The sequence below is a fragment of the Muribaculum intestinale genome, assembly GCF_002201515.1.
GTDB lineage: Bacteria > Bacteroidota > Bacteroidia > Bacteroidales > Muribaculaceae > Muribaculum > Muribaculum intestinale.
In genome coordinates, this window is sequence record NZ_CP021421.1 from 2,360,510 (window position 1) to 2,380,998 (window position 20,489).

The following is a 20,489-nucleotide window of genomic DNA, read 5'->3' on the forward strand; positions in this document are numbered from 1 at the left end:
TTAACGAAGACCCCCACACATATATGGACTACCTCACCCTGGCCGAGCCTTCCGAAGCAAAATATACCGAGAAAATGAGCAAATTTCTCGCCTTTGCCCATCCCGTGGAGAGCACCGAGGAAGCCAAGGCCGTGATTGCCGGATACGCCCGTAAGTACCACGACGCACGCCATGTGTGCTGGGCCTATATGCTCGACGCACGGCGTCTCGACTATCAGAGCAACGACAACGGCGAGCCATCGGGCACCGCCGGCAAGCCTATACTCGGGCAGATCAACTCGTTTGGCCTCACCGATGTGGTGATTGTGGTGGTGCGCTATTTCGGCGGCATCAAGCTCGGCACCTCAGGGCTTATCGCGGCCTATCGCGAGGCGGCCAGAGAGGCAATAGAGGCCGGGAGCATAATACAGCGGAGCGAAATGGCACAGCTGTCGTTTACCTTTCCCTACCTGTCGATGAACGATGTGATGCGTCTGGTAAAGGATACCGGCGTAAAGGTAGTGAGCCAGGAGTTTGACAATGCATGCTCGATGACCGTGGCCATGCCCTCCGACGATATGGAGCGGTTCACCGCCCGTTTGCTCGACATCGACGGCACATCCTTGTGACTCCCGCCATGTGTGGTGTGTCGCATCATTTCGGTCCATCATGCCCTGAATCACCGTCTGTCCTGTCCTAAAACTATGTGGACAATTGTGGACACTGTCCCGGTTTTGTCCAACTGTCCGGGTTTGTCCACACAGTTTTAGGACAGGACACTCTCCAACCACCCGGCGACAAAACATCATACCAACCTGCCTCGGCGATTGAATCGGCAACATTTATGATTAGACAGTTTCTTAATTCGTGGCAAAGGTGTAACTTTGTGGTGTTATGGCATATATAGACAGCTTGAAAATGAAAGATGCCTCAGCGAGGCTTGTTGCTTCAGTTAAGGAAAGAATAATAGTGCTTGATGGCGCAATGGGCACTATGATTCAGGATTATGCGCTGACCGAGAGCGACTTCCGCGGACAGGAGTGGGCCGACAGCCCGGTCAATCTCAAAGGGTGCAACGACATCCTGTGTGTGACCCGCCCCGATGTCATCAGCGAAATACACACGGCATATCTCGATGCCGGAGCAAGGATTATAGAGACAAACTCGTTTAACTCCAATGCGATATCCTTGTCGGAATACGGATTGCAAGGTGAGGCGGCACGTATCAGTCTGGCGGCCGCACGGCTTGCGCGTGATGCAGCCGACCGCTTCATGCAGCAGAATCCAGGCCAAGAGGTATGGGTGGGGGGCAGTGTAGGCCCCACGAGCAAGTCGCTGTCGATGGCACAGTCGATTGGCGATGCCGACACGGATTTTGACTGGGACGTGCTTGCCGCCGCCTACTTCGACCAGATGAAAGCGTTGATAGAGGGTGGGGTAGACATCCTTGTCATAGAGACCATATTCGACGCTCTCAACGCCAAAGCGGCTATATTCGCCTCGCGCCGTGCCATGGAGGCAACTGCTGTGCGTGTTCCTCTCATCATATCTGTCACGCTTACCGAGAGCGGACGCACCCTGTCGGGGCAGACTCTGGAGGCATTTGTCGCCACTGTGGCCCATGCCGACCCTATTGCCCTGGGGCTTAACTGCGGGTTTGGAGCAGAAGGGATGATGCCCTATCTTGAGTCATTGTCGCGCTATCCGTTTGCCGTGTCGGTATATCCCAATGCCGGTCTGCCAAACGAAATGGGGCTGTACGACGAGACTCCCCAGGTGATGGCGCCAAAGGTGCGCCGCATGATGGAGCGCGGGCTGGTCAATATCGTGGGCGGTTGCTGCGGCACTACCCCCGACCATATCCGTGAGTTTGCCCGTACGGCGGCATCTTATCGGCCACGCCCCATACCGCACGATGGCGGCGTGATGACTCTTGCCGGACTTGAGCCTCTTGAGGTAAGCCGCGAGCGCAATTTCCTGAATGTAGGCGAGCGGTGCAACGTGGCCGGAAGCCGTAAGTTTCTCAGGCTTATAAAGGAAGGCTCGATACAGGAAGCTGTCGACATAGCGCGCTCTCAGGTGGGGAAAGGCGCCCAGGTGATTGATGTGAACATGGACGACGGCATGCTTGACACTCCTCAGGAGATGGCCCGCTTCATCAGCCGGCTCGGCGCCGAGCCCGATGTGGCCCGGGTGCCGGTCATGGTCGACTCATCGTCATGGGAGGCGATAATGTCGGGACTCAAGCGCATACAGGGACGCCCTGTCGTAAACTCCATAAGCCTTAAAGAGGGCGAGGAGGCATTTCTGGCTCATGCCCGCGACGTGCGCGACATGGGTGCCGCCGTAGTGGTGATGGCATTCGACGAGAATGGCCAGGCTGTGACATTCCAGCGCCGTACCGAGGTGTGTGCTCGGGCCTACCGTCTGCTTGTGGATAAGGCGGGGATACGGCCCCACGACATAATTTTCGACCCCAACGTGCTCGCTGTGGGCGCGGTGGTCGACAGCGGCGATGGCTCTACCGATGCCGACGAGCTGATGCAGAGCCGACGCTCGGCCCTCGACTTCCTGCGCACGGTAGAGTGGATAAAGACCAATCTCCCCGGAGCTAAGGTGAGCGGCGGCATAAGCAATCTGTCGTACGCTTTTCGCGCCAACAAGTATGTGCGCAAGGCAATGCACAGCATATTCCTGCACCATGCCATACGGCTGGGGATGGACATGGCCATTGTGAACGCCGCCGAGGCTATCCCTGTCGACGACATTCCGGCTCCCCTCCGCGAGGCTATCGACGACCTCTTGCTGTGCAGGCGCGACGATGCCACCGAAAGACTTATGGAGATTGCGGCCCGGATGATGGAGCCGCAGGCGACATCCGGCGCCACTGCCGCGGAAAAGGAGGATGCCGCCGCTGTGCAGACCCCTTCGCAGAAGTTGCAGAAAATGGTGGAGCGCGGAATGACAGAGGGCATCGACGAGGTGCTTGCCGAAGTGCTTGCCGAGTGTGGCGGCAGTCCGTCAGCAGTCATTGACGGCCCGCTGATGAAGGGTATGGACCGCGTGGGCACAATGTTCGGCGAGGGACGCATGTTCCTGCCCCAGGTAGTCAAGAGCGCCCATGCCATGAAGCGTGCCGTAGAGTGGCTTACTCCCTATATCGAATCGGAGTCGAAAGAGGCCTCCGGTCAATCCGACACCGCTGTATCCGCCCGTCAGACCATGGTGATTGCGACTGTAAAGGGCGACGTGCACGACATCGGAAAGAATATCGTGGCTACCGTGTTGCGCTGCAACGGACTGGAGATAACCGACCTTGGAGTAATGGTTCCGGCGCAGGATATCGTAGACCGCGCTATTGCCGACTCAGCTGTGATGATAGGTTTGAGCGGACTTATCACCCCCTCGCTTGAGGAGATGTGCGGTGTCGCACGCCTTATGGAGGAGTGTGGTCTGACAATTCCGTTGCTCATAGGTGGCGCCACCACATCGGCTGTGCATACGGCGGTGAAGATAGCGCCATGCTATTCCGGGCCGGTAGTCTACACCCGCGATGCCGCTATGCTTCCGTCGGTGGTAAAGTCGCTGCTGAATGAATCCACGTGTGCCTCTTTTGTCAATGAGAATGCCGAGGCGCAGCGACGACTGCGTGAGGAGTACGAGGCCGAGCAGCTGAGGCGTCGCTCGAAAGCATCCGGTATTACGCTCTCTCCCGATAAAGCACTGGAGATGCGCCCTGTATGGGATTTCCCTATCGAGAAACCCTCATGCCCGGGCCTTACCGACGTAAGGATTCCTGTGGCGGAAGCGCGCCGCCTCATCAACTGGCGTGCATTCATGACGGCCTGGGGGCTCGACGCATCGTTGTCGGCTGTCGCCGAGATTCAAGGTTGCGATCATTGCCGTGCTCAGTGGCTCGCATCCGTACCGCAGCAACGTGTGGCTAAAGCCGCCGAGGCCATGCAGCTCGCCAAGGAGGCACGTGTGGCTCTCGATTATATAGAGCGCACATTGCTCCCTGATGGCATTGCGGCGCGTGTGGCACTCCTTCCCGCCGGAAGCCGCGGTGATGACATCATAATCGGACGCGGTGATGAAGCGCTGACCTTCCCGACACTGCGCCGTGTGCCGTCGACACCGGGCGACACCTCTATGGCCCTATCCGACTTTGTCGCCCCGCTTTCCCCGGATGGACACCCTGTGGATTATGCCGGTCTCTTTGCTGTCACCACCGGAAATAAAGTGGAGGCGCGGGCCGCAATGCTTAAGGAGCGCGGCGATGACTACCATTCGCTGCTCTACCGCACACTCGCCGACCGTCTCGCAGAAGCAGCCACTGAATGGCTTCACTGGCATGTGCGCACAACCCTGTGGGGATACGCTCCCGACGAGGCTATGCCCAAGGGCGCTCTTGCCGACAACTCCTACCGCGGCATCCGCCCGGCATTCGGCTATCCGAGTCTCCCCGACCAGTCGTTGATTTTCATTGCCGACAATGTGCTCGACTATGCGTCTATGGGCATAACTCTCACGGAGAATGGAGCGATGCACCCTGCCGCCTCGACTTCAGGACTGCTGTTCTCCCATCCCGGGAGCCACTACTTTGTGGTCGGGCATGTCGACGCCGTGCGCCTGTCGGACTATGCCTCCCGCCGTGGCGTTGCTCCCGCCGAGCTGTCGCGTTTTCTTCCGGGAGTGTAACCCTGAGCAATAGCAAAAGAAATACCCGGGCTTGCAGCCTGCACTTAGGCTTGCAACCCGGGTAAATGTGTATATCTTAGAATGAATTCTTATGATGAGCTCAGAATCCGTTGATTGCAGCGCGTATCACCGAGAGGCGGCGCAGAAGGGTGGGGAGCTGGGCCAGAGGCAGCATGTTGGCGCCGTCGCTCTTGGCGCATGACGGATTGCGGTGGGTCTCGATGAACAGACCGTCGACACCGGTGGCTATGCCTGCGCGGGCGATAGTCTCGATGAGGTCGGGACGTCCGCCGGTGACTCCCGCCGGCTGGTTGGGCTGCTGCAGGGAGTGGGTGGCGTCGAGTATTACCGGCACACCGAACTTCTGCATCGCAGGTATGCCGCGATAGTCGACAATAAGGTCCTGATAGCCGAATGTGGTGCCACGCTCGGTCACGGCCACCATGTCATTGCCTGCGTCGCGAATCTTGGTCACGGCATGCTCCATGGCTTCGGGAGAGAGAAACTGGCCTTTCTTGATGTTAACCATACGGCCTGTCTTTGCTGCGGCTACAAGCAGGTCGGTCTGTCGGCACAGAAACGCCGGAATCTGGAGTATATCCACATATTCGGCTGCCATTTCAGCCTCTTCGGCAGTGTGTATGTCGGTCACTACCGGCACACCGAAGGTGTCGCGTACTTTTCGCAGGATACGTAGAGCCTTTTCGTCGCCTATGCCGGTAAACGAGTCGATGCGCGAGCGGTTGGCCTTGCGGTAAGAGCCTTTGAACACGTAGGGTATGTTGAGTTCCGAAGTAATTGCGCATATGTTCTCGGCAATGTCGAGAGCCATCTCCTCGCCTTCTATCACACAAGGGCCTGCGAGCAGGAAGAAATTGTCGGACGATGAGGATTTGAGGTATTCTAAAGTATTCATTATTTCTGTTGGGTTTCTGACAATTGATTGAGAATATGGATTGTGTCGACGGCGACAAGTGCGGCGGTCTCGGTGCGGAGTCGGTTGTCGCCGAGTGTCACGGGGCGGAAGCCGGCGTCAAGAGCGCTCTTCACTTCCACAGGGTCGAAGTCGCCCTCAGGGCCGATAAGCACCGTAGCGCTGCGTGCCTGCGGAGTGTAGGCCCTTACCAGCGGCACCCGCTCGATATAGTCGTCGCAATAGCATATGAACCGGCTGTCGGCTCTCTCAGCCGCGATAAACTCGCCTATGGGAGTGAGTGGAGCAATCACCGGCAACGTGGCTTTCAGCGACTGTTTCATGGCCGACACCGCAATCCGCTCAAGACGGTCGGTCTTCATCACCTTACGCTCCGAATGGCGGCAGAGCAGCGGCACGATTCTGTTGACTCCGATTTCAACTACCTTCTCGATAAGCCACTCCATCCGGTCGGCATTTTTAGTCGGGGCTACAGCCAGGGTTATATCGGTGTGCCATACCGGCGGCTGAGGCTCGGTCGAGATGATTTCGATATCGGCGTGGCGCGGATTGTCTGACAGAAGGCGGCATGTATAGCGCATGCCCCGTCCGTCGACTATTGTGAGTATATCTCCGGGATGTGAGCGCAACACCTTTATGGCATGGCGCGCCTCCTCCTCCGGAAGCATTTGGGTGGACGCTATGTCGGGCGCGAAAAACTGTATCATGATTCTGTTTACAGGGCTGCTGAGTCCTCGGCTTCGATTATGTCGCGTTTGGTCACTTTCTCCTTCGAGTCGCGGAAGATGAATATGAACAACAGGGCTACCACAAGAGCATATGCGGCAAATATATACCATGACTCCCGCCATCCCTCAAGCTGTTGCAGGGGTGTCAGGCCGTCGGCGAGCGCAAGACGGTTGACAACATATTTGCCGGCAATGAATGTGCCGACGGTAGCTCCGATGCCGTTGGTCATAATCATAAACAGGCCCTGGGCGCTTGACCGGATTGACGGATCGGTCTCTTTGTCTACAAACAGGCCTCCCGACACGTTGAAGAAGTCAAAGGCCACACCATAGACTATGCATGACAGCACGAGCAGCCATACACCGTCGCCTGTGTCGCCAAGACCGAAGAAGGCGAAACGCAACACCCAGGCAAACATCGATATGAGCATCACTCCCTTTATTCCGAAACGCTTCAGACAGAACGGTATGAGCAGGATACACAGAGTTTCGCTTATCTGCGATATGGAGATGATGGCTGTAGCATTGCGTACACCCCAGTCGCCGGCAAACTCCGGTATGAGGCCGAAACTGTTGATAAACGATGTGCCGTAGCTGTTGGTAATCTGCAGCGACACGCCCAGAAGCATGCTGAAAATGAAGAATATGGCCATGCGGCGCTGTTTGAACAGACGGAAAGCCTTTAGCCCGAGCATATCGCTCACAGAGCGTGACTCACCTTTGTTGACCGGACATTGCGGCATTCCGAGGGCATACATGGCCAGTATGATGCCTATTGCTCCGGACGTGAAAAACTGATTGTAGTCCATCTGGAACTGTGTGAAGTTGACAAACAGCATCGCACAGATAAAGCCGACGGTGCCGAACACCCTGATTGGAGGGAAGTGGGTCACGGTATCAAGGCCCGCTTTAGTGAGGGCATTGAAAGCTACTGAATTGGCCAGTCCGATTGTTGGCATGAAGAATGCCACTGATATTGTGTACAGCGCAAACAGATGGGCAAACTGAGGCGTGGGCATCATCATGCAGTAAATGCCGCATGCAATCATAGCAGCCCCGGCAAGTGTGTGGCATAGCGAAAGCATACGCTGGGCCTGTATCCATCGGTCGGCCACAATGCCCACTACGGCCGGCATGAACAGGCTTACTATTCCCTGTACGGCGTAGAACCAGAATATGTCTTGACCCATCCCGATGTTGGCCAGATACTGGCCGAGCGAAATCAGGTAGCTGCCCCATACGGCAAACTCAAGGAAATTGAGTATCGCCAGGCGCACTTTTAATGTTGATGTATTCATTGCAAGTATTTTGACTTAAAGTTTTTGTTTCATTGGTCTGCTACATCTTGTCGTTCTCTCTCTTCGACGCGATGATTTTTGAGATTCTTGCGGCCTCTTCGTAGTTTTCCTGTTCGATAAGGCGAGCGAGGGTCTTCTCGAGTTCTTCAATGGAATATTGTTCTACACGGGGCTCTTTGAACATAGGGCTTTCATCGCTCTCCTCCTCATGATTACGCTCTGACGGCGGAGTGCTGTCGTCAGTTGTGTCGGAGTCGGAGGCAGAAGTCTCTTCCATGATGAATCCGGTCTCGTCAAGTATTGACCGTGTAGTGAATATGGGCGACTTCGTGCGCATTGCGATGGCTATGGCATCGGAAGTGCGCGAGTCAAGCACCACCTCCCTCTCTCCGTCGGTAAAAGTAAGTTCCGACGAGAATATACCATCCTCAAACTTATAGATGAACACCTCTTTCAGCTTTACCCCGAATGCGTGGGCGAAACTCACGAAAAGGTCATGGGTCATCGGGCGTGGCGGGATTATCCCTTCCATGCGTATGGCGATGGACTGAGCCTCGCTCGCACCGATTACTACCGGTATGCGGTATGGCCCGTCGGCCTGGGCGAGTATGAGTGCGTATGCCCCCGACTGTATCTGGCTATAGGATATGCCGAGCACCTTTAATCTTATCTTCTCGCTTTCCATTGTAGTCTTTTTATCTGTATGGTGGGGATTGCCAGGCGTCTATATGATTACATTCTGACCGGTAATGATGCCGCTCCCGTAGCACAGCCGTGACGACGCATCGTATATGGCGGCGAACTGCCCCGGGGCTATGCCCTGCACCTTGCTTTCCGATTCGATTACATATTCTCTTTCGTTAAGGCGGGTGAGCGTGCCTGACAGAAATTCCGGCATATGACGGTTCTTGAATGTAATCCTTACGGGCGACGATACATCTTCCCACGGATTGCCCGATATGAAGTGCATCTCGTCGAGATGAAGCGTGCGGCCATATTGCTTTTCGGTGGAATAGCCTTGCGACACATACACTACATTGTCGTGCACATTCTTCTTTACCACATACCATGGGCCTCCGCTCAGGCCGAGCCCTTTGCGCTGGCCGATTGTGTGAAACCAGAATCCGTTGTGCTCGCCCAGTTTGCGGCCTGTCTCCAGCTCGATGATAGCTCCTTTCCTGATGCCGAGATGGCGCTTGATAAAATCGTTGTAATTGATTTTGCCGAGGAAGCATATCCCTTGGCTGTCTTTTCTGAAAGCATTGGGAAGGCGTGCCTCGATGGCTGTCTCGCGCACCTTGGCCTTGGGCATAGTGCCGAGCGGAAACATCAGGTGCGACAGCTGGCTGTAGGATATGCGGGCGAGAAAGTCGGTCTGGTCTTTTACCGGGTCGACTGCCGTTGCAAGATATTTGGTGCCTCCGATTACTTCGGTCGAGGCATAGTGGCCTGTGGCGGTCTGGTCGAATTCGTGGCCCCAGCGCTCTTCGAAGAATCCGAATTTAATCATCTTGTTGCACATGATATCGGGATTGGGAGTAAGCCCTTCGCGCACTGTGCGGAGCGCATATTCCATAACATTGTCCCAATACTCCTGATGTAGCGACACTACATCGAAAGGCAGTCCGTACTGACGTGCGATAAGGCGGCACATCTCTATATCTTCTTCGGCCGAGCAGTCGCCTGAGCCGTCGTCAAGTCCTATGCGTATATAAAAAAGGTGAAGGTCGTGCCCTTCTTCCTTCAGGCGGTGCACAACCACGGCGCTGTCTACGCCGCCGGAAATCAACACTGCGATATTCATCGTCGGAGGTGGATTTTCTATATTTGATTGGTTATGGGATTATGGTTATACTTCTTCAAGCTCTTCTGTCTGGGTGTCGTCTTTGCCTCTTGTCGACACTATATACAGCGATATGAAATAGTCAAGCGATATTTTGCCGGGACCGGCAAGCGCAAGAAACAGGTATATGCCGATAAACATCAGTGGCAGATATCCCGGCTGGGTGCTTGATATGGTATATATGTTGGTGTCTGGCATAAGCACATTGAGTATATGGCACTCGGCTATCACCATGGCCACCAATGGTGGTATCAGCGAAAGGCGCGTAAGGAATCCCACCATTATGCATAGTGAGCATATCACCTCGATACAAATCATCACTATAAGCGCAGTCTCGCTATCCATACCCAGGGCGTTGGGAAATGTGGTGCGCAGCATATCGAAGTTGATAAGATGGCGTATGCCGAACTGCAGTAGCATCACTCCTACAAAAAGACGCATGAACAGGCGTGCCATGTTTGTGTAGGTGTAGCCGGTGCCGCAAAGAAACAGAGACTCGAAAAAGCGCTTCATAATAGGCAATATTGTTGACGTTGGATTGAAATAATAAATGTATGGGGCGCGGTGGTGTAAATCGGCCTCCGGACATACATATTAACTTCTTGTTGACGGTTATTGTTCGGCCCCGGCACCCTTTGCATCAGTGCGGTCGCCGTCGGGGTTCAGTACCTGGTTATGGTTGATGGTTGCCATAAGCCCGATCAGCTGGTTGATGTCAAGACGTTTTGCTATGATATGAAAATCCTTGTCAAGCAGATAGGTGGCGGGGAGCACTCGTATGTCGACAAGGTCGCCTACATTGGGCGCACTGCCGATTTCCCATTCATACGGATAGCCTTCCATGTCTTTGCGCCATCCTGCCGTAGGCTCTTCGGGGTTGATCAGCACGATTTTTACTGTGCCGTTTTTCACCAGACGTGTGGTAGCCGCATCGGCATTCAGTCGCAGACGGCTCATCGAGCAGTCGCTACAGCTCTCGGGCTGGAACATCACTACTACGTACTCTGCCTTGTTGTCGTAGAGAGCGTGTTTCGCACCGTGGCGGGTAGTGTAGTCGAATGCAGACATGTTGCTTCCGGGCTGCGAGGAGTTGAGCATGCGTATCTGTGTGAGATATTTCTCCTTTTCAGCCGGCTTTATCTTTTTGTGGCTTAAAAGCGGACGCAGGAACATCAGGTAGCAGTCTTCGCTCCAGAACTCCGCCTGCGGGCCGAAAAGTGTACGCTCGGCCTCCGAGGCAATCAGCGACAGGGCTTTCGGGTCATTGGCATATCGTCCGGTAAGAGACGAGATGGAACTGCGCACACTGTCCTTTGAGGCATATGGGATGAAGCCTACGAAATCGGAAAACGCTTTATGGAATTTTGCTGTGTCGGCCATTATCTTCTTCATGTCGGCCTTGTCCCAGAAGTGGGTCATGACGTAGCTCGTGCGTGCTTCAAGCGAATTGAGCGTGTCGGGAGCCTGCGGATACTCAAACGGTGTAGCCGGCATTCGGTGGCTGTTGTCGTTGTTTTCCGCGGCGGCGCTGATATATCCTGCGGCTGTTGCGGCAATAAAAACAAGAGTATATAGTATTCGGCGCATAATTGGCATGATTTTTGAAAACAAAGATACGAAACTTCATACAAACGGCAAAACACCCCCATCGTGGCGCCATTAAAAAATACTGTTAAAATTTAAAACACTCTCTTAACTTTATAAAGGAGTGGCTTGTTAATAAAACAGAATCATAAAACAATACATTCATATTATCCTGTAATTATGAATTTCAATAACTTCACAATCAAATCGCAAGAGGCTATCCAAAAAGCCGTCGAGATTGCCAAAGGGGCAGGAAACCAGGCCATAGAACCGGTACATCTGCTGAAAGGAATCCTTACGGAAGGCGATTCGCTGCTTACCTTCATATTCCAGAAGGTAGGTGCCAATGCATCGCAGGTGGCAGGCTCGATTGACAGGTCTATCGAAAGTGAACCCAAAGTGTCGGGCGGCGAACCTTATCTGAGCCGTACCTCGAACGATGTTCTCCAGAAAGCACTTGATGTCGCTAAAAAGCAGGGCGACCAGTATGTCACAATAGAGGCTATACTTCTTGGCATATTCCTGGTGAAGAGTTCAGCCTCGCAGATACTTAAGGATGCCGGACTTACCGAGCATGAGCTTACCGCAGCGATAGAGGAACTGCGCAAAGGCAAGAAAGCCACCGACCAAAGTGCGGAGGACACCTACAATGCGCTCAGTAAATACGCTATAAACCTTAACGAACGCGCACGTTCCGGCAAACTTGATCCGGTCATAGGACGTGACGACGAGATACGCCGCGTGTTGCAGATTCTAAGCCGCCGCACAAAGAACAATCCTATGCTGATTGGTGAGCCGGGTACCGGAAAGACCGCTATTGCCGAGGGGCTTGCCCATCGTATAGTGCGTGGCGATGTGCCTGAGAATCTGAAAGACAAGCAGATTTACTCTCTGGATATGGGAGCGCTTGTGGCCGGTGCAAAATATAAAGGTGAATTTGAAGAACGTCTCAAGGCCATCGTGAATGAAGTCACACAGGCCGACGGCGACATTATATTGTTTATTGACGAAATCCATACTCTCGTAGGTGCAGGAAAAGGCGAGGGAGCCATGGATGCCGCCAATATTCTTAAGCCGGCTCTTGCCCGCGGCGAGTTGCGCAGTATCGGCGCCACCACGCTCGACGAGTATCAGAAATATTTTGAGAAAGATAAGGCTCTTGAACGTCGTTTCCAGAAAGTAATGGTAAACGAGCCTGACGAACTGAGTGCCATATCCATACTCCGTGGCCTTAAGGAACGCTACGAAAACCATCATCAGGTGAGAATACGCGATGAGGCGATTATTGCAGCCGTGCAGCTCTCCGAGCGATATATTACCGACCGTTTCCTCCCCGACAAGGCTATCGACCTTATCGACGAGGCCGCCTCAAAGCTGCGTCTGGAGCGCGACAGTGTGCCTCAGGCTCTTGACGAAATCACACGCAAGATTGCCCAGCTTGAAATTGAGCGTGAGGCCATCAAGCGCGAGGGTGACAAGGAGAAGGTAAAGACTCTTGAAAAAGAGCTTGCCGACCTGCGCGACACTGAGAAGGAGTTTAAGGCAAAATGGCAGTCGCAGAAAGAACTGATCAATCGCATTCAGCAGAATAAGATTGATATCGAGCAGCTTAAATTTGAAGCCGACAGGGCCGAGCGTGAAGGCGACTATGCCAAAGTGGCAGAAATCCGTTACTCTAAGATTCAGCAGAAAGAAAAAGAGAACGCCGATGTGCAGGAGCAGCTGAAATCCATGCAGGGCGAGAAGTCGCTCATAAAGGAGGAGGTCGATGCCGATGATATCGCCGACGTTGTATCGCGATGGACCGGTATCCCAGTGACCAAGATGGCGCGCAGCGAGCAGGAGAAACTGCTACATCTTGAGGAGGAACTTCATCGCAGAGTGGTCGGACAGAACGAGGCTATAGCAGCCATTGCCGATGCGGTGCGCCGTAGCCGTGCCGGACTTAATGACCCGCGACGGCCTATTGGATCATTCATATTTCTTGGAACCACCGGTGTAGGAAAGACCGAGTTGGCCAAGGCTCTCGCCGAATACCTCTTTGACGATGAGAATATGATGACGCGTATCGACATGAGCGAGTATCAGGAGAAGCATACCGTGAGCAGGCTTGTCGGAGCGCCTCCGGGATATGTAGGTTATGACGAAGGCGGTCAGCTTACGGAAGCCGTGCGCCGCAAGCCTTATTCGGTCGTATTGTTCGACGAGATAGAGAAGGCACATCCCGATGTATTCAACATCCTGCTTCAGGTACTCGACGATGGCCGTCTTACCGACAACAAGGGACGTCTGGTCAACTTCAAGAATACGATTATAATCATGACCTCAAACATGGGCTCCAATGTGATACGTGAGAACTTCGCGTCGATTACCGACGGAAACCACGATGAGGTCGTTGAGAAAACAAAAGAGCAGGTGCTCGAAATGCTTAAGAGTACAATACGCCCTGAATTCCTCAACCGTATCGACGAGATTATAATGTTTACCCCGCTCAACGAGCGAGAGATTCAGGATATCGTTGGTATTCAGGTGAATTCTATAAAGAAGATGCTGGCTACCAACGGTGTAAACCTTGAAGTCACACCGTCGGCTCTGAGCTATCTGGCAAAAGAGGGGTATAACCCTGAATTTGGCGCCCGTCCGGTCAAACGTGTTCTGCAGCGTATGGTGCTCAACCGCTTGTCGAAGGATATACTTGCACAGAAGGTGGATCGCGAACATCCTATCATTATTGATGCCAAGGATGACGAACTGATTTTCCGCAACTGACAAAATCCGCATATAGAGAATGAAGCCCGTCCACCCGTGTGCAAGCCGCATAGGTGGACGGCCTTATTTTTTTACTCAAGGATGGAGATATAAGAAATCCCGAAGACTGCACTGACAGCCTCCGGGACTTGGAGCTTGTTGAAAAAAACTCTTATTATAGTTGATTGAAACCCTCGGTATTATTATTCGCCTGCTGCTGTTTTGGCAATAGGGGCGCTCATGGGCGAGGAGTAGCTTTTTGCGTAGTATTGGTGGAGCTTCTTTTTGAGATTCTTCACTACTGACGCATATGCCGGGTCGTTGGCTACGTTGTGGCGTTCCTCTGGGTCCTTGTTGTAGTCATAAAGCTCATAGGCCACTACCTTCGATTCGTCAAAAGGCATATAGGTCTTGAATCCTTTGGTCCATTCTACAAGGCGGTAGCGGGAGTCACGCAATGCGTATCCTGTGATGTCTTCTTCAAGTTCCTTGGCTTTACCTTTCAAATCGGTGTCGGTCGATATGGTATAATTCTCGGTGCAGCTTCGCGAGAACTGGCTGATGGCATAATCCTTGGTCTTCGCTTTCGGATTTTTAAGGATAGGCACGAGGCTCTTTCCGTCGAGCTGCTGTGGATGTTCTGTCTTTGTAAGTTCACACACAGTAGGGAATATGTCGAGAAACTCTACTATGGCATCCGACTTCACGCCCTTCTTCATGCCCGGAGCCGATACAATTAGTGGCACGTGGGTCGACTGCTCGAAGTCGGATAGTTTGTTCCACATACCGTGGTCGCCAAGGTGGTATCCGTGGTCGCCAAACATGATTACGATAGTGTTGTCGGCCAGACCTTCTTTTTCAAGCGCTTCAAGCACCTTGCCTATCTGGGCGTCGGTATATGATATGCATGCGTAATATGCATGGAGAAGACGTTTCTGAGTCTCGGTGTCAAGATGTTTGGTGTCGACGAAGCTCTCAAACGGGGGTATGTCGGAGTATCCTTTCAGCTCCAGTGAATTATGATAGGCATATTCCACCGGGTCGGTCGACATCTCCTGGAACTCGGCCACCGGCATCGACTCGCGGTCATACATGTCCCAGTATTTTTTCGGAGCGCAGAATGGCAGGTGGGGCTTTTTGAAGCCGACACCCAGGAAAAACGGCTTGTCACTGTTCTTTAGCTTTCCAAGGGCTTTCACGGCCTCTTCGGCAATCACTCCGTCGACATAGCCGTTGTCGGGCACGTCGGCGCATTCGGTGGCTACGCGGCCGTTGGAGAGGGCATATTGCGACCCCGAAGTCTTTATATAAGGCAGGCTCCATGATATGGGGTCATCTTTTACCTCCTTGTCTTTTAGAGGATGGTACACCTTGCCTACACCGACTGTCTCATAGCCGTTGTCTTTCAGCGCCTGAGGCATGGTCACGATGTCAGGGTTGTTCTTGCGGAATGAGCCCATGAGCCACCATACTCCCGTATGGTCGGGATTTAGGCCTGTCAGAAGCGACGAACGTGTAGGCCCGCTGAGCGATACCTGGCAATAAGCGTTGTTGAATGTAGTGGCTCGAGATGCCAGTGCGTCCATTGCAGGTGTCTTGGCGATAGGGTCACCGTAAGGGCCAATCCATGGCTTCATATCGTCGATGGCGATAAGAAGTACATTGGGCCGGTCATCGGCCTTTTTTGTGTCGGCCGGCTTGGCATCGGCTACGGCCGGCACCATGGCTGCTACATTGACTCCGCAAAGCAATCGGTTTAAATTTTTTCTGTAATTCATGATTAGGCGCTAAAATTTTTTGAATTTATTAACCCTTTTTGCTAATTTTGCACAAAGATACAATTTTTCTTCAAAACATAACATTATTAGCTGTAATTTTAGTCATGACGAAATTTAAAGCCATCATTTCGACATTGGTATTAATCTGTGCCACCTCTGTCTCTGCGCAGACTCTCGACACAAAGGCTCTTGCGGAATTCTCCCCTGCTACTATGCGCCAGACATTTGATGTGTGCAGGTATGTGAAACTTACACCCGAGCAGCAGGTGAAACTTGCCAAAGCCATAGAAAAGGAAAATGCCTTTTTTATCAAGGCGATTAATGATAATGAAGGTGTGCTTACAACAAAGGGCAACAATCAACTCGGAAAGATGCGCGACAACACTCTGAAATCAATTCTTGACGATGAGCAGATTCAGCAATATTGGCGTGGTGTATACAATGCCGAGGCAATGGCCGAAGGAGCTGCTATCGCAAATACTCTTCAGAAGAAGTATGGACTTACCGACCAGAACTGGAAATTTATCAATGTCGCGTTCTATAAAATAGCTCTTGACACACGCATGTTGAAGAAAGTGATGGCCGACCAGCCGAAGAAAGCAGCCAAAATGATTGCCGAGCTTCGCGACGAGCAGCTGAAAAGTATCGAGGAAAAAGGTGGCATTCGTGTGAATCTTGACAAAATGACCGTCAAGGTAGTGCGGGAGTTCGACCCCAACGCCTTGATTAAAGAGTAATATTGGGGAACGGGGTCTTAGAGCTTGTTTAATAATAAATGTTACCGTCAGGGCGGTCAGTCGTCGGACAGATTTTCGCTTGTGATGAGGGAGTTATGGGGCTCCATAACGACCGAAGAGCGGGCGGAAATATGCCGGCGAATGGCCGACGGGAGGTAATTTGTTTCATATAGTTGATATATTTTTGCATTTACCTTACAAGCAGCCAAGAGATTGTATAGGTTATAAAGTTACCTTTTGTCTCGTATATCTTGGCCGCTTTTCGCCCTATTCCTCAGTCATGTACATAAAGTACACTCCTTCGTCACATGTCGAAAATCGCCTCAAGCTATACGACCCTGTCGGCAACATTTATTATTAAACAAGCTCTTAGTTTTACGAATAAAAAGCGCATCGCAGTGGAGCATTGTCCCGGCGGTGCGCTTCTGTTATTGCCTAATGTAGGTCGTATAGTATAGAGTGTCATGCAAACAGTGCACGGAAAGCCTCCTCGACTTTCGCCACTTCGGTAATCTGTATCTTGAGTTTCGACGTATCGAATCCCTTGAGATTATGGCGAGGCACTATGATGTTGCTGAACCCGAGTTTTTCGGCTTCAAGTATGCGCTGTTCGATACGGGTGATAGGTCGTATCTCCCCCGTAAGGCCCACTTCGCCCGACATGCATACATCGCGTGCTATAGCCATATCTACGTTTGATGACAATATGGCGCATATTACACTGAGGTCGAGCGCCGGATCATTGACTTTAAGGCCGCCTGCAATGTTGAGAAACACATCTTTCTGGGCCAGTTTGAATCCGACACGCTTCTCGAGCACAGCGAGCAGCATGTTCATCCGTTTGGCATCAAAGCCTGTTACCGAACGCTGTGGGGTACCGTATGCGGCCGTCGACACAAGAGCCTGGGTCTCGATGAGGAACGGGCGCACGCCTTCGAGCGTGACGCCGATGGCCGTTCCCGACAATACCCCTTCGCCCGATTGCGATACAAGCAGTTCTGACGGGTTGGTCACTTCCCGCAGACCACGTTGCACCATCTCGTATATGCCGAGTTCAGATGTCGATCCGAACCGGTTTTTAATAGACCGGAGTATGCGGTACATATAATGCCGGTCGCCTTCAAACTGCAACACGGCGTCGACGATATGTTCCAGCACTTTGGGTCCTGCGATAGAGCCTTCCTTGTTTATGTGGCCGATAAGGAGCACAGGCGTACCTGTCGATTTGGCAAATCGCAGCAGTTGTGCCGCGCATTCCCTCACCTGGCTTACGCTTCCGGCCGACGACTCAATGGAATCTGAAGCTATGGTCTGTATCGAGTCGACCACCATGATTTCCGGATTGAGCGACTCGGCGTGTCCGAGGATATTCTCAAGCGAGGTGTCGCACACTATGTAGCAATTATCGCTTAGCCGCCCTATGCGGTCGGCACGCATCTTAAGCTGGCTTGTGCTCTCTTCGCCGCTTACATACAATATGCGCTTGCCGCGTATCGATAATATGTTTTGTAATACAAGTGTCGATTTTCCGATGCCCGGCTCGCCGCCTATCAGCACTATCGAGCCTGCTACAAGCCCTCCGCCAAGCACACGGTTGAGTTCTTCGCTTGGCATGTGTATGCGTGTCTCGCTTACAGTCTCTACCTGCGAGATGGGTTTCGGCACGCTTTTTCGCGACGGGTCGAAAGTCGCACTTTTGCTTTTGGAGCCGCCCGCCGGCAGTTTTTCCTCAATCATGGTGTTCCATTCACCGCATCCCGGGCAGCGTCCCACCCATTTGGGCGATTCGGTGCCGCAGTTGTTGCAGAACCATGCCGTTTTCTGTTGTTTGGCCATAAATGGTAAGGTTTCTTGATTATTATTCAAGCAGGTTACGGCGGAATTCGCTCAATGTTATGGCTGTAGCCATACCGACATTAAGCGATTCGCTTGTCGGGGCGCCGGGAGGGTAGGAGGGTATCAGCAGACGTCGCGACACGGCTTGCTCTACTTCCGGTGATATCCCCTGGCCTTCATTGCCCATTACTATCATTGCCGTTTCGGTAAGGCGGCATGAGTATATGTTGTCTCCGTCAAGAAATGTCCCGTACACCGGTATGCCCCGGTGCTCGCTTATAAAATCAGGCAGCGGAGTGTAATGGCATTTCACCCTGGATATTGCTCCCATTGTCGACTGCACGACTTTTGGACCCCATACATCGGTTGTGTCCGGCGAGCAGATAATCTGGCGCACTCCATACCAGTCGGCAATCCGTATGATTGTGCCCAGATTACCCGGGTCCTGCACTCGGTCGAGCAGCAGTGTGATGCCGGGCGACAGCATCTCTGTGTCTATGGTGTACTGTGGAATGCGGTATATCGCTACCACTTCAGGTGCGGTAGAGAGATGGCTCATGCGTTCGAGTTCATTACGCTTTACCGTAATAATCTCTACTTGATGTGGAATTTCGTGTCCGTGAATGGCAAGCCATTTATCTGTGGCGCACAGCGACCGTACCTCGAAATGGCCGATGGTATCGAGCACACACTTTGTGCCTTCAGCCATGAAGAGTCCGTGTTCACGGCGTGTTTTGGCTCTGTCGAGGTCGGCATACAGCTTGCGGTCGTTGTTGGTGAGCGGCATAATATATTGAGAGAAAAAGCAAAGGAGGCGGGTATCGGCCACCTCCTTTGTAATATGTATAAACGGTTTCGGGGTATTTATTACATCGACTCGATGCGCTTGAGGTTTGCTTCGTCCTCAAGGCTGTAGTAGATGCTGCGGAGCAGACGGCGGGCCTCCTGTTCTGTCGACTCGTTCTTGAGGGCGTTCTCCAGATAGGGGATTGACTCGCGGAGCAGGGGATCTACTTTCTCTTTGCGGATTTTGGCGTATTCCGCGTTGGGAAGTGTGGCCGAAGCCTCGTCGATTTTTGCACCCTGTGCGTATATCACGCGGCCCATGTCAAGCTGGCCTTTGGGGAAAGTGGGGTCGATGGTGACGGCCTTGGTCAGATACTCCTGAGCTTTGTCGAGTTCGTTCTGGCTCTGATAGAGGATACCGAGCACATCGTAAAGTTCGGCATTGTTGGGCGATACGGAGATAGCTTTTTCAAGAAGTTCCTTGGCCTCGTCGTATTTGCGGTTGTTGATTTTGTCGTTGATGATGATGTTGAGATACTTCACGGTAGTGTCACCGCAAGCCTTGTTGCCGAGGTCGGCATAGTATACAACCTTGCGGTTGGCTTTTTCCTGTGCTACGCTGTCGGTCTCGGCGGCTGCTTTCTGGGCTGCTACAGATACTGCGTAGTCATACAGGTCGCTCTTGTTGTACCCTTTGCTCAGAGCATAGTCAAAAGCATTGAGGGCGGCGTCGAGTTTCTCAGCCTGCCATGCGGCGAGGGCCTGGAAATAAGAGATTTCGGCCGATACACTGTCGGGAAGGGCTGCGGGAGCATCGTTTCCGAGCATCTTGTTGGATGGCATGTTAAGATAGATATCCCATGCACGATATGCGCCGTCGAAATCTTTGGCATCCCACAGATACTGTCCGGCCGATACATAGTCCTGATGGTGTGCGGCCATTTTCTTGACCATATACTTAGAGTATTTGGTCTTGATTTTCTTGCTGCCGTCCTTGTTGAGCTTGGGAGCGCCGGTCTTGTCGGTCTCTACGATAGAGTCGAGAGGAAGGGCTTTCATGAAGTAGTCGTAGCCGAGCAGCAGGTCGTTGCCCATTATCTGGCCGTCTGCGTTCTGGCCTACGGCTTTCTTGCCGAGCAGATTGTCATAGTCGCCGTATTCGATAGTGCCGGCTACATACCATGTCTGAGCGTCGTTGGCGGTTTCCGGATTGGTCATGGCGGGCTTCAGCATGTCGCGTGCTGCCGCGAAGTCGGCGTTAAAGCCTTTGGCCTTTCCTTCTACCTCTTTTACAAGGCTTTTCTGGGCCGATGCGGAAAGCGCGGCCACAAGGCACAGACCTAAGATACTTAATTTTTTCATATTTAATGACGTATGGTTATTGGTTGATTTTTGATTTTCATTCGGTAAAATGGCGCGTACCATATGCCTGATTATGGCGACCCGCCGTAATTCAACGTGCAAATATAGCTGTTAAATGTGGAAGCACAAAATTAATGATAGTTAATTTAATGTCAGTTATGGCTGTCCGCCTGAT

15 protein-coding genes are annotated in these 20,489 nt (G+C 52.6%); 4 read left to right on the forward strand and 11 right to left on the reverse strand.

What is annotated here, in order from left to right; all coding sequences use genetic code 11:
* Nucleotides 1-23 precede the first annotated feature (23 nt).
* Together ADH68_RS09525 and metH are read left to right on the forward strand one after the other, a co-directional pair.
* Nucleotides 24-608 carry an IMPACT family protein gene (locus tag ADH68_RS09525; protein WP_068961016.1) on the forward strand — a complete coding sequence of 195 codons (585 nt, stop codon included), beginning with the start codon at nt 24-26 and terminating at the stop codon, nt 606-608.
* A 265-nt stretch (nt 609-873) separates the two neighbouring features.
* Complete coding sequence (gene metH / locus ADH68_RS09530) at nt 874-4,680, forward strand: methionine synthase (protein ID WP_232321348.1); 3,807 nt, start codon at nt 874-876, stop codon at nt 4,678-4,680.
* 100 nt (nt 4,681-4,780) lie between these two features.
* On the opposite strand, the gene kdsA is transcribed toward metH, so the two are convergent.
* The 7 genes from kdsA to ADH68_RS09565 form a co-directional block, all read right to left on the reverse strand.
* Entirely contained in the window at nt 4,781-5,596 is an 816-nt protein-coding gene (kdsA, locus tag ADH68_RS09535; protein ID WP_068961015.1) for a 3-deoxy-8-phosphooctulonate synthase, read from the reverse strand.
* Nucleotides 5,596-6,321 carry a 16S rRNA (uracil(1498)-N(3))-methyltransferase gene (locus tag ADH68_RS09540; protein ID WP_068961014.1) on the reverse strand — a complete coding sequence of 242 codons (726 nt, stop codon included), beginning with the start codon at nt 6,319-6,321 and terminating at the stop codon, nt 5,596-5,598. Before ADH68_RS09540 ends, kdsA begins: the two co-directional genes overlap by 1 nt.
* Before the next feature lie 8 nt (nt 6,322-6,329).
* Nucleotides 6,330-7,640: an MFS transporter gene (locus tag ADH68_RS09545; protein ID WP_068961013.1), complete on the reverse strand. Its 1,311-nt coding sequence runs from the start codon at nt 7,638-7,640 to the stop codon at nt 6,330-6,332.
* A 40-nt stretch (nt 7,641-7,680) separates the two neighbouring features.
* Nucleotides 7,681-8,325, reverse strand: coding sequence for a bifunctional nuclease family protein (locus ADH68_RS09550; RefSeq protein WP_068961012.1), 645 nt, complete (start codon nt 8,323-8,325; stop codon nt 7,681-7,683).
* A gap of 39 nt (nt 8,326-8,364) precedes the next feature.
* Nucleotides 8,365-9,444, reverse strand: a complete 1,080-nt coding sequence (mnmA, locus tag ADH68_RS09555; protein ID WP_068961011.1) for a tRNA 2-thiouridine(34) synthase MnmA — start codon at nt 9,442-9,444, stop codon at nt 8,365-8,367.
* Between the two features lie 45 nt (nt 9,445-9,489).
* On the reverse strand, nt 9,490-9,996 hold the full coding sequence (locus tag ADH68_RS09560; protein ID WP_068961010.1) for a DoxX family protein: 507 nt from the start codon (nt 9,994-9,996) through the stop codon (nt 9,490-9,492).
* Between the two features lie 99 nt (nt 9,997-10,095).
* The gene (locus ADH68_RS09565; protein ID WP_157755885.1) at nt 10,096-11,070 is read right to left on the reverse strand and encodes a DUF5106 domain-containing protein; all 975 of its coding nucleotides are present in this window, start codon (nt 11,068-11,070) and stop codon (nt 10,096-10,098) included.
* Between the two features lie 177 nt (nt 11,071-11,247).
* On the opposite strand from ADH68_RS09565, the gene clpB reads away from it, so the two are divergent.
* Nucleotides 11,248-13,836, forward strand: coding sequence for an ATP-dependent chaperone ClpB (clpB, locus tag ADH68_RS09570; RefSeq protein WP_068961008.1), 2,589 nt, complete (start codon nt 11,248-11,250; stop codon nt 13,834-13,836).
* A 182-nt stretch (nt 13,837-14,018) separates the two neighbouring features.
* Here clpB and ADH68_RS09575 read toward each other — a convergent pair whose 3' ends face one another.
* On the reverse strand, nt 14,019-15,593 hold the full coding sequence (locus ADH68_RS09575) for a sulfatase (protein ID WP_068961007.1): 1,575 nt from the start codon (nt 15,591-15,593) through the stop codon (nt 14,019-14,021).
* Nucleotides 15,594-15,697: 104 nt separating this feature from the next.
* Between ADH68_RS09575 and ADH68_RS09580 the strand changes: the two genes are divergently transcribed.
* Nucleotides 15,698-16,330 (forward strand): hypothetical protein, encoded by a 633-nt coding sequence (locus ADH68_RS09580; protein ID WP_068961006.1) that lies wholly within the window; start codon nt 15,698-15,700, stop codon nt 16,328-16,330.
* A 462-nt stretch (nt 16,331-16,792) separates the two neighbouring features.
* On the opposite strand, the gene radA is transcribed toward ADH68_RS09580, so the two are convergent.
* The 3 genes from radA to ADH68_RS09595 form a co-directional block, all read right to left on the reverse strand.
* Nucleotides 16,793-18,166: a DNA repair protein RadA gene (gene radA, locus ADH68_RS09585; RefSeq protein ID WP_068961005.1), complete on the reverse strand. Its 1,374-nt coding sequence runs from the start codon at nt 18,164-18,166 to the stop codon at nt 16,793-16,795.
* Nucleotides 18,167-18,188: 22 nt separating this feature from the next.
* Nucleotides 18,189-18,953, reverse strand: coding sequence for a TrmH family RNA methyltransferase (locus ADH68_RS09590; RefSeq protein ID WP_068961004.1), 765 nt, complete (start codon nt 18,951-18,953; stop codon nt 18,189-18,191).
* Between the two features lie 80 nt (nt 18,954-19,033).
* A complete protein-coding gene (locus tag ADH68_RS09595; RefSeq protein WP_068961003.1) occupies nt 19,034-20,314 on the reverse strand; it encodes a tetratricopeptide repeat protein in 1,281 nt (426 codons plus the stop codon).
* Nucleotides 20,315-20,489: the final 175 nt, after the last annotated feature.